Raw genomic sequence first — 11,973 nt, forward strand, 5'->3', positions numbered from 1 at the left:
GTCGGGGAGTCGCTCGGCAGCCGGCCGTCCGCCGTCGTCGGGCACTCGCCGGGCGAGATCGCCGCCGCGTGCGTCGCGGGGGCGCTCACCCTCCAGGACGCCGCCCGCGTCGTCACCCTGCGCAGCCTCGCGCTCGTCGGTCTCGCCGGCACCGGCGGCATGGTCTCCCTGCCGCTGCCCGCCGCCGAGGTCGAGGAGCTGCTGACCGCCTGGCCCGGCCAGATCTCGGTGGCCGCGAACAACGGCCCCTCCTCCACCGTCGTCTCCGGCGACCCCGGCGCGCTCGACGAACTGCTCGCCACCTGCGAGCGGCGCACCATCAGGGCCCGCCGCATCGACGTCGACTACGCCTCGCACTCCTCCCACGTGGAGTCGCTGCGCGAGGAGCTGGAGGACGTGCTCGCCCCCGTCCGGCCGCAGGTGGGACGTGTCCCGCTGTACTCCACGCTGGAGGACCGGCTGATCGACGGCAGCGAGATGGACGCCACGTACTGGCACCGCAACCTGCGACACACCGTCAAGTTCGAGCCGGCCGTACGGGCGCTCGCGCTCACCGGCCACACGGTGTTCGTCGAGTGCAGCCCGCACCCGGTGCTCACCGTCGGCGTCCAGGACACCGTGGCCGCCGCCGGGGCTGACGACGTCGTCGTCACCGGCACGCTGCGCCGCGACGACGGCGGCGCCGGCCGCGTCCTGACCTCCCTCGGGCGGCTGGTCGCGCACGGCGGACGCCCCGACTGGTCGGCGGTCTTCGCCGGCCGTACGCTGGAGCGCACCGGCCTGCCGACGTACGCCTTCCAGGGCGAGCGCTACTGGCTGGAGGCCGTCTCCGGGGCCGTGGACCCGGCCGGGCTCGGCCAGACGCCCGCAGGACACCCGCTGCTCGGCGCGGCCGTGGCGCTGCCCGACCGCGACGGCTATCTGCTCACCGGCCGGCTCTCCCTCAAGTCCCAGCCCTGGCTGGGCGATCACGCGGTCGGCGGGGTGGTCTTCGTCCCCGGGACGGCGCTGCTGGAGCTCGCCGTACGGGCCGGTGACGAGGCCGACTGCGGCACGCTGGCGGAACTGACCCTGGAGGCGCCGCTCGTCCTGCCGGAGCGCGGCGAGACGCAGCTGCGGGTCCTGGTCGACGAGCCCGCCGCCGACGGGCACCGCCCGGTCGCGGTTTTCTCCCGGCCCGAGGACAGCGACGAGGACACCCCGTGGACCCGGCACGCGAGCGGACTGCTGACCGCGGACACCCCGGCCCCGGGACCCGACCTCACCCAGTGGCCGCCGGCCGGCGCCGAGGCGCTGACGACGGAGAGCCTGTACGCGGACCTGGGCGCCGTCGGCCTGGACTACGGGCCGGTCTTCCGCGGACTGCGGGCGGCCTGGCGGCGCGACGGCGAACTCTTCGCCGAGGTCGAGCTGCCCACCGAGGCGGTCTCCGCGGCCGCCGACTACGCCCTGCACCCGGCGCTGCTGGACGCCGCCCTGCACGCCATCGCGCTCGGCGGATTCTTGGACAGCGATGAAGGGGAGGGGCCCTGGCTGCCGTTCGCCTGGTCGGGTGTCGCGCTGCACAGCGTCGGCGCCTCCGCCCTCCGGGTCCGGATCGCGGCGGCGCCCGGCAGCGGCGCCGTCACCCTGAACGTCGCCGACGCCACCGGCGCACCGGTCGCCGCCGTCGACTCCCTGCTGCTGCGCCGCCTCCCCCTGGAGGCGCTCGCCCAGCTCGGCTCGGCCGGCTCCGACCCGCACCGCGACTCGCTGTTCCGCGTCGAGTGGACCGCCGTCACGGCCCCGGGCGACCAGCCGCCGGCGCCCACGGACTGGGCGGTGTTCGGCGACGACCCGCTCTTCCCCGGCCTGCCGGAGATCTTCAGCACCGATGAGCTGGACGGTTCCATCGGTACCGTCCTGACGCCCGTGCACTGGCAGAGCGGCACCGAGGACACCGTCATGCAGGCGCTCGGCGATCTGCAGGTGTGGCTCGCCGACCCGCGCACCGACGGCACCACGCTGGTCGTCGTCACCCGTGGCGCGGTCGCCGCCGAGGCCGGCGAGGACATCGCCGACCTCGCGCAGTCCGCCGTCCACGGCCTGGTCCGCTCCGCGCAGTCCGAGAGCCCCGGCCGGATCGTCCTCGCGGACATCGGTACCGGCATCCCCTCGCGGACGCTGCTCGCGGCGGCGCTGGCCACCGGTGAGCCGGAGTTCGCGCTGCGCGACGGGAAGATCCTCGCCCCGCGGCTGGTCCGGGCCGAGGCCCGGGCCGACGCCCTGGCGCCGTGGCAGTCCGACGGCACCGTCCTGATCACCGGCGGTACCGGCGGTCTGGGCGCGCTCGTCGCCCGGCACCTGGTCGGCGAGCACGGCGTACGGCACCTGCTGCTCACCAGCAGGCGGGGCCTGGGCGCTCCGGGAGCGTCCGAACTCGTGGCCGAACTCTCCGAAGCGGGCGCCACCGTCACCGTCGCCGCCTGCGACGTCGCCGACCGCGACGCGGTCGCCGCGCTCCTCGCGTCCGTTCCGGAGGCGCGGCCGCTGCGCGGGGTGGTCCACGCGGCCGGTGTGCTCGACGACGCGACACTCGGCAAGCTCACCCCCGAGAAGCTGTTCGCGGTCCTCGCCCCCAAGGCCGAGGCGGCCCGCCACCTGCACGAGCTGACGGTCGCGGCCGGGACGGAACTGGACGCGTTCGTCCTGTTCTCCTCCTCCGCCGGGGTCTTCGGCAACGCGGGCCAGGCCAACTACGCGGCGGCCAACGCCTACCTCGACGCCCTCGCCGCCCACCGCAGGGCCGCGGCGCTGCCCGCCGTGTCCCTCGCCTGGGGCCTGTGGGCCGAGCCGAGCGGTATGACCGGACACCTGGCGAGCACGGACCTGGCGCGGCTGGCCCGCTCCGGCATCCGGCCGCTCAGCCCCGAGCAGGGCCTGGCCCTGTTCGACGCCGGAGTCGGCGGGACGGAGCCCGCTCTCGTCCCGATCGGCCTCAGCACCGCGGGCCTGCGGTCGCAGGCCGGCGACAGCCCGGTGGCGCCGCTGATGCGCTCCCTGGTCCGCGGCCCGTCCCGGCGCACCGCGCAGGGCGCGTCGGCGGCGGAGGACGGCGCCCAGGGCGACGCGCTGCGCAAGCGGCTCGCCGCACTGCCCACCGACGAGTGGGAGACCGTGCTGCTCGACCTGGTGCAGTCCTACGCGGCGGCGGTGCTCGGCTTCGCCGGCACCTCGGCGGTCGGCGCCACCCGCTCCTTCAAGGAGCTGGGCTTCGACTCGCTGACCGCCGTGGAATTCCGCAACCGGCTCGGCGCCGCCACCGGTGTCCGGCTGCCCGCCACCGCCGTCTTCGACCACCCGACCCCGCTGGCGCTCGCCCGGCTGCTCTACGGCGAGTTCGCCCCCGAGCAGACCGACCCGGCCGACGCCGTACTCGCCGAACTCGACCGCCTCGACGGCTATCTGCCGGAGGTGTCCCTCGACGACAGCGTCCACGCCGCCGTCACCGCCCGCCTGGAGGAACTGCTCTCCCGGTTCAGGAACCTGCGCGCCGGCGCGGGCGGCGACACCGGCGAGAACGTCAACGAACGACTGCAGGACGCCACGACCGACGAGGTCCTGGCCTTCATCACGGACGAACTCGGCATCGCCTGACGGCGCCCTGCACACCTTTGAGGAGAACTGATGGCGGACGAGAAGCAGCTGGTCGACACACTCAAGCGGGTCGCCGCTGACCTGCACGACGCCCGTCGGCGGCTGCGGGAGGCGGAGGACAAGGACCGCGAGCCGATCGCGATCATCGGTATGGCCTGCCGCTTCCCGGGCGGCGTCACCTCGCCCGAGGAGCTGTGGGAGCTGCTCGCGGCCGGCGAGGACGGTCTGACGCCGTTCCCCACCGACCGCGGCTGGAACCTCACCCAGTTCCAGGACAGCGAACGGGAGAAGGGCGGCGCGGCGGGCGACGGCGCGCCCGAGGGCGGCTTCCTCGCCGACGCCGCCGAGTTCGACGCCGAGTTCTTCGGGATCAGCCCCCGCGAGGCCCTCGCGATGGACCCGCAGCAGCGGGTGCTGCTGGAGACGTCGTGGGAGGCGCTGGAACGCGCGGGGATCGACCCGGTGGCACTGTCCGGCACCCGCACGGCGGTCTTCACCGGTGTCAGCAGCTCCGACTACCTGCGCGGGCTGCAGAAGATGCCCGCCGAGGTCGCCGGCCACATGATGACCGGTGTCGCGGGCAGCGTCCTGTCCGGCCGGGTCTCGTACGCGCTGGGCCTGGAGGGCCCGGCCGTCACCATCGACACCGCCTGCTCGTCCGCCCTGGTCGCCCTGCACCTCGCGGGCCAGGCGCTGCGGGCGGGGGAGTGCACGCTGGCACTGGCCGGCGGGGTGACGGTGATGGGCTCCGCCGGAACGTTCCTGGAGTTCAGCCGGGCGGACGGGCTGGCCGGCGACGGCCGCTGCAAGCCGTTCGCGGAGGCCGCCGACGGCACCGGCCTGTCGGAGGGCGTCGGCGTCCTGCTGCTGGAGAAGCTCAGCGACGCCCGGCGCAACGGGCACCGCGTGCTGGCCGTGGTCCGCGGCAGCGCCGTCAACCAGGACGGCGCCAGCAACGGGCTCACCGCGCCCAACGGGCCGTCCCAGCAGCGCGTCATCCGGCAGGCGCTGGCGAGCGCCCGGCTGTCCGCCGACCAGGTCGACGCGGTCGAGGCGCACGGCACCGGCACCAAGCTGGGCGATCCCATCGAGGCGCAGGCGCTCATCGCCGCCTACGGCCAGGAGCGCCCGCAGGACCAGCCGCTGTGGCTGGGCTCGATCAAGTCCAACCTCGGGCACACCCAGGGCGCGGCGGGTGTCGCCGGGATCATCAAGATGGTGCTCGCCCTGCACCACGAGGAGCTGCCGCGCACCCTGCACGTGGACGCGCCCAGCTCGCACGTCGACTGGTCGGCAGGCACCGTCGAGCTACTGACCGAGGCCCGGCCGTGGCCGGCGGGGGAGCGGACCCGCCGTGCGGGTGTCTCGTCCTTCGGCATCAGCGGCACGAACGCCCACGTCATCGTGGAGGAGACCCCGGCCGAGGAGACGGCGGAGGAGCCCGCCGTCGCCGAACTGCCGGTGGTGCCGTGGCTGCTGTCCGCCCGCACCTCGGAGGCGCTGACCGCCCAGGCCGGGCGGTTGCACGCGTACCTGCGGGACGGCTCCGTGGCCGCCGACCCGTCCACGGTCGGCTCGGCCCTCGCCACGACGCGCTCCGCCTTCCCGTACCGGGCGGGCGTGGTGGCCGGTGGCCGGGAGGAACTGCTCACCGCGCTCGCGGCCCTTGCCGACGGCGGGAGCGCGCCGGGCGTCCTGCGCGACGGCCCCGGATCCGGCCGGCTCGGCTTCCTGTTCACCGGCCAGGGCAGCCAGCGGGCCGGCATGGGGCGGGAGCTCTACGCCGCGTTCCCGGTGTTCGCGGCGGCGCTCGACGAGGTGGCGGCGGCGTTCGACGCGCACCTGGACCGTCCGCTCAAGGACGTGCTGTTCGGGGACGACGGATCGCTGGACGCTACCGGCTACACCCAGCCCGCGCTGTTCGCCCTGGAGGTGGCGCTGTTCCGGCAGGTCGCCGCGTGGGGCATCAAGCCGCAGGTGCTGGCCGGTCACTCCATCGGTGAGCTGGCCGCAGCGCATGTGGCGGGGGTCTGGTCCCTGGAGGACGCGGCGCTGCTGGTCGCGGCTCGCGGCCGGCTGATGCAGCAACTGCCGTCCGGCGGTGCGATGGCGGCGATCCAGGCCACCGAGGCCGAGGTCCTGCCGCGCCTTACCGACCGGGTCGGGATCGCGGCCGTCAACGGGCCCACCTCCATCGTCGTCTCGGGCGACGAGGACGCGGTCCGGCAGGTCGTCACGTACTTCGACGAGCAGGGCCGCAAGACCAAGCGCCTCACCGTCAGCCACGCCTTCCACTCCGTCCACATGGAGCCGATGCTCGAGGAGTTCCGCGCCGTCGCGGCCGGGCTCACGTACCACGCGCCCTCGATCCCGATCGTGTCGACGCTCACCGGGCAGACCGCCACCACCGAAGAACTGACCGACCCCGCCTACTGGGTCCGGCACGTCCGTGAGGCCGTGCGCTTCGCCGACGCCGTGACGGCGCTGGAGGAGCGGGGCGTCAGCGCGTTCCTGGAACTGGGGCCCGACGCCGTGCTGAGCGCGATGGGCGCCGAGAGCGTGACAGACCCCGTTGCGTCGGTCCTGGTCCCCGCGCTGCGCCGGGACCGCGACGAGGCACAGACCCTGGTGGAGGCCGTCACCCGCCTGTACCTGCGCGGTATCGGCGTCGACTGGCGGGCGTTCTTCGCGGGCCGCGCCGCCGCCGGACTCGTGGACCTGCCGACGTACGCCTTCCAGCACCGCGGCTACTGGTTCACGTCCAACGCCCTGCCCAGTGGCGACGCCGCCGACTTCGGCCAGGACACGGCGGGACATCCGCTGCTCGGCGCGGCCGTGAGCATCCCCGAGTCGGACGGGCTGCTGTTCACCGGGCGGCTGTCCTTGGCCACCCACCCGTGGCTGGCCGACCACGCCGTCAACGGCACCGTGATCGTCCCCGGCACCGCGCTCGTCGAGATCGCCGTGCACGCCGGTGACCTGGCGGGCTGCGGCACGCTGGAGGAACTGACGCTCCACGCGCCGCTGGTCGTCCCCGCCGTGGGCGCCGTCCAGGTGCGGTTGCGGCTGGACGGCGGCGAGCAGCGTGCCGTGACGATCTTCTCCCGGCCGGAGGGCGCGCCGGAGGGCACGGCCTGGACGCGGCACGCCGACGGCACGCTCACCGAGCAGGCCCCCGCCGCCGGGTTCGACCTGGCGCAGTGGCCCCCGGCCGGCGCCGAGCCGGTCGCGGTGGACGACCTCTACGACGAGCTGGCCGGCCGCGGCCTGGAGTACGGCCCGGCCTTCCAGGGCCTGCGGGCCGCCTGGCTGCTCGGCGACGAGGTCTTCGCCGAGGTCGCGCTGCCCGAGCGGGAGGAGTCGCAGGCCGGGCTGTTCGGTCTGCACCCGGCCCTGCTGGACGCCGCGCTGCACGCGGTCGCGCTGGGCGGCCCCGGCCTGATGAGCGGCCCGGCCGACGCGGACGCGGGCGCCATGTGGCTGCCCTTCGCCTGGTCGGACGTCACCCTGCACGCCTCGGGCGCCACGGCGCTGCGGGTACGGCTCGCCCCGGCGGCCACCCCCGGCGGGGTCTCGGTGCGGGTCGCGGACGCCGAGGGCGGCGCGGTCGCGTCGATCGGCACGCTCACCCTGCGACCGGTGTCCGCAGCCCAGTTGGGCACCCCGGACACCTCGGACGACGCGCTGTTCACCGTCGAGTGGAAGCAGATCACCTCCGCTGCCACGGACTCCGGACCCGCGCCGACCGTTCTGACGGCACCGGCCGGGCGCTCTGCCGCCGACGCGGTCGCCTCCGTACTGACGGATCTTCAGGAGTGGCTGGCCGATGAGGCGAACGAGGACGGGCGGCTGCTCGTCCTGACCCGTGGCGCGGCGGCGGTGACCCCCGGCGAGGGGGTGACGGATCTGGGCCAGGCGGCGGTGACCGGTCTCGTCCGGGCCGCCCAGGCCGAGAACCCGGGCCGCATCGTCCTGCTGGACACCGACGCGGACGGAGTTCCGGAGGGCGTGCTCTCCGCCGCCGAATCCGAACTGGCACTCCGTGACGGTGTGTTGTGGGCGCCGCGGCTCGTCCGCGTCGGCACGTCGGAGGCGGAAGCCGAAGGTGCCCCCTGGCGCTCCGACGGCACCGTACTGATCACCGGTGGCACCGGCGGTCTGGGCGCGCTCGTCGCCCGGCACCTGGTCACCGCCCGGGGCGTACGGAACCTGCTGCTCGTCAGCCGGCGCGGCCCGGAGGCGCCCGGAGCGGACACCCTGGTCGCCGAACTGGAGGCGGCCGGCGCCGCGGTGACCGTCGCGGCCTGCGACGTCTCGAACCGCGACAGCCTCGCCGGACTGCTGGCGGGTGTCGTCCGGCTCAGCGCGGTCGTGCACACGGCCGGCATCGTGGACGACGGTGTCATCGGCAAGCTGACCCCGGCCCGCGTCGCGTCCGTCCTCGGCCCGAAGGCCGACGCCGCCCGTCACCTGCACGAGCTGACGGCGGACCTGGAGCTGGACGCGTTCGTCCTGTTCTCCTCCGCGGCCGGCGTCTTCGGCGGCGCGGGACAGGGCAACTACGCGGCCGCCAACACCTATCTGGACGGCCTCGCCGCGCAGCGCCGGGCAGCGGGCCTGCCCGGCACGGCGCTCGCCTGGGGCCTGTGGGACCCGGCGACGGGCGGCATGGGGTCGGCCCTGACCGGGGCCGACGTCGAACGGATGGCGCGCGGCGGCATCCTCGCCCTCGGCCAGGAGCAGGGCCTCGCGCTGTTCGACACGGCGGTGGCCGCGGACCGGGCGCTCCTGGTGCCGGTCGGTCTGGACACCCGGGCCCTGGGCCGCGCCATGAGCGGTGAGGTGCCCGGCATGTTCCGGTCGCTGGTGCGCGGGCCGGTACGGCGCGCGGCGGCGGCCGGCGGAGCGGGCGCGGCCGACGGCGGTCTCACCGCGCGGCTGGCGGCGCTGCCGGCCGGCGAACGGCCGCAGCTGGTGCTGGGGCTGGTCCGCAAGCAGGTCGCGGCCGTGCTCGGCTTCGCCGCCGACCAGCCCGTCGAGGCGGAGAAGCCGTTCAAGGACTTCGGCTTCGACTCGCTGACGGCCGTGGAGTTCCGCAACCGCCTCGTCGTCGAGACCGGGGTGCGGCTGCCGGCCACGCTCGTCTTCGACTACCCGACACCGCTGGAGCTGGCCGACCACCTCCTCCAGGCGCTGGCCCCCGCCGACGACGACCCCGCGCAGGCGCTGCTCGCGAGCCTGGAACAGCTCGAACCGCTGCTGAACACCGACGGGTTGGACAAGCTGACCCGCTCCAAGGTCACCGTGCGCCTCCAAGCGCTGATGTCCCGCTGGCACGACGCGGCAGCGCCCGCGCCGGCCGCCCAGGACGCGGCGGCGACCGTCGACGAGGCCTCGGACGACGAGCTGTTCGCGCTGCTGGACGGCGAGATCGGCTCCGACTGACCCGTCCCACCTGATCGCCCGCTCGCCCGATACAAGGAGCTGAAGCACGCATGACCACGGACACCGAACAGAAGCTCCGCGACTATCTGAAGCGGGCAACCACCGATCTCCTCCAGGCCCGCCGCCGTATCCAGGACCTGGAGGACAGGACCCGCGAACCCGTCGCCATCGTCGGCATGAGCTGCCGCTACCCGGGCGGGATCACCTCGCCCGAGGAGCTGTGGGAGCTGCTGGCCGCCGGTGGCGACGGCGCCGGCGGCTTCCCCACCGACCGGGGCTGGGACGTCGAGAACCTCTACGACCCCGACCCGAACGCCCTGGGCAAGAGCTACGCCAAGGAGGGCGGATTCCTCGCCGGGGCCGGGGACTTCGACGCCGCGTTCTTCGGCATCAGCCCGCGTGAGGCGCTGGCCATGGACCCGCAGCAGCGGCTGCTGCTCGAGGCGTCCTGGGAGGCGTTCGAACACGCCGGGATCGACCCGGCGACCGTCCGCGGCACCCGGACCGGCGTCTACGCGGGCGTCATGTACCACGACTACGGCTCGGACCGGGCGTCGATCCCGGACGGCGTCGAGGGCTTCCTCGGCACCGGTACGGCCGGCAGCGTGCTGTCCGGGCGGGTCTCGTACGCCTTGGGGCTGCAGGGCCCGGCCGTCACCGTCGACACCGCCTGCTCGTCGTCGCTGGTGACCCTGCACCTGGCGATGCAGGCGCTGCGCAACGGCGAATGCGGTCTCGCGCTGGCCGGCGGTGTCACCGTCATGGCCACCCCCGACACGTTCATCGACTTCAGCAGGCAGCGCGGGCTGGCCCCGGACGGCCGGTGCAAGCCGTTCGCGAAGGCCGCCGACGGCACCGGCTGGGGCGAGGGCGTCGGTGTGCTGCTCCTGGAGCGGCTCTCCGACGCGCGCCGCAACGGGCACCCCGTCCTCGCCCTGGTGCGGGGCAGCTCCATCAACCAGGACGGCGCCAGCAACGGCCTCACCGCCCCCAGCGGCCCGTCCCAGCAGCAGGTGATCCTGGAGGCGCTGGCCGCCGCCGGGCTGAGCACCGGTGACATCGACGCCGTCGAGGCGCACGGCACCGGCACCGTCCTGGGCGACCCGATCGAGGCGCAGGCGCTCATCGCGACCTACGGCCAGGACCGGCCCGCGGACCAGCCGCTGTGGCTCGGCTCGGTGAAGTCCAACCTCGGCCACACCCAGGCCGCCGCGGGCGCCGCCGGCGTCATCAAGATGGTGATGGCGCTGCGGCACGCGGTGCTCCCCAAGTCGCTGCACATCGACGAGGCCAGCCCGCACGTCGACTGGTCGGCGGGCGCCGTCGAACTGCTCGCCGAGGCCCGCGCCTGGCCCGACAGCGGCCGGCCGCGCCGCGCCGCGGTGTCCGCGTTCGGCATCAGCGGCACCAACGCCCACGTCGTCCTGGAGCAGGCACCGCAGGAGGAGCCGGCCGAGGCCGCCGCGGCCCCGGAGATCCGTCCGGTGCCCTGGCTGCTGTCCGCGAAGGGCGCCGCGGGACTGCGCGCCCAGGCCGCCCGGCTGCACGCGCACGTCACGGACCGCCCGGACCTGTCGGCCGCCGACATCGGACTGTCCCTGGCCACCTCCCGCAGCCAGCTCAGCCACCGGGCGGCGCTCGTCGCCGACAGCCGGGCGGACCTGCTGGCCGCGCTGGAGGGGCTCGCGGCGGGCAGCCAGGGCCCGGCCGTGGTCCAGGAGACGCAGGGGAGCGGACGTATCGCCTTCCTCTTCACCGGGCAGGGCAGCCAGAAGCCCGGCATGGGCCGTGAACTGCATGCCTCGCAGCCGGCGTTCGCGCGGGCGCTGGACGCCGCGTGCGCCGCGCTCGACCCGCACCTCGAACACCCCCTCCAGCAGGTGCTGTTCGCCGAGCCGGGCATCGCGGAGGCGGCGCTGCTGGACACGACCGGCTACGCGCAGCCCGCGCTCTTCGCCCTCGAAGTGGCCCTGTACCGGCTGCTGGAGTCCTGGGGCGTGCGGCCCGACCTGCTCGCCGGGCACTCGATCGGCGAACTGGCCGCCGCGCACGTCGCCGGGCTCTGGTCGCTGGAGGACGCGGCGGCGCTCGTCGCCGCCCGCGGCCGGCTGATGCAGGCGCTGCCGGCCGGCGGCGCGATGGCGGCCCTCCAGGCCACCGAGGCGGAGGTGCTGCCGCGGCTGGCCGAAGGAGTCGGGATCGCGGCGGTCAACGGCCCGGAGGCCGTCGTGGTCTCCGGCGACGAGGCGGCGGTCGAGGCGGTCGCCGGGTACTTCCGTGACCTGGGCCGCAAGACCAAGCGCCTCACCGTCAGCCACGCCTTCCACTCCGCGCTGATGGAGCCGATGCTCGACGGGTTCGGGCGGGTGGCCGCAGGGCTGACGTACCTCGAGCCGACCATCGCGATCGTGTCGTCCCTCACCGGCAAGCCCGTCACCGCGCAGGAGCTGCGCAGCCCCGACTACTGGGTGCGGCACGTCCGCGAGACGGTGCGCTTCGCCGACGCCGTGGGCAGCCTGGCGGCCGAGGGCGCCGCCACGTTCGTCGAACTGGGCCCGGACGCCGTCCTGTCCTCGCTGGTCCGCGACTGCCTGACCGCACCGGCGCCCGCCGCCGTGCTCCCCGTGCTGCGCAGGGACCGCACCGAGCCGCACGCGGTCACCGAGGCCGCCGCCCGGCTGCGGATGCGCGGCGCCGCCGTGGACTGGACCGCGCTCTTCGACGGCACCGGCGCACGCCGGACCCCGCTGCCCACGTACGCCTTCCAGCACCAGCACTACTGGCTGGCGGCAGCCGGCCGCGCCTCGGCCGGACCCGCCGCTCCCGGTGCCGCCGGCAGGTCCAGGACGCTGCCGGACGCCGTCGGGGGGCACCTCCCAGCTACCGCTGGGA

At 75.2% G+C, this 11,973-nt stretch carries 3 protein-coding genes; all 3 read left to right on the forward strand.

Features of this window, described 5'->3' with window-relative positions:
- A partial coding sequence (locus tag O3W51_RS45600; protein ID WP_269289825.1) for a type I polyketide synthase occupies window positions 1-3,636 on the forward strand: 3,636 nt, incomplete at its 5' end.
- 30 nt (window positions 3,637-3,666) lie between these two features.
- Window positions 3,667-9,081: a type I polyketide synthase gene (locus tag O3W51_RS45605; protein WP_198359314.1), complete on the forward strand. Its 5,415-nt coding sequence runs from the start codon at window positions 3,667-3,669 to the stop codon at window positions 9,079-9,081.
- Window positions 9,082-9,131: 50 nt separating this feature from the next.
- A partial coding sequence (locus tag O3W51_RS45610) for a type I polyketide synthase (RefSeq protein WP_269289830.1) occupies window positions 9,132-11,973 on the forward strand: 2,842 nt, incomplete at its 3' end.

The organism is Streptomyces sp. H39-C1 (assembly GCF_027158125.1).
In the GTDB taxonomy this organism is placed as follows: domain Bacteria; phylum Actinomycetota; class Actinomycetes; order Streptomycetales; family Streptomycetaceae; genus Actinacidiphila; species Actinacidiphila fildesensis.

Excerpts from the sequence above, each read along its gene's own strand:
- O3W51_RS45605 (WP_198359314.1), top strand. The coding sequence starts at position 3,667 with ATGGCGGACGAGAAGCAGCTGGTCGACACACTCAAGCGGGTCGCCGCT.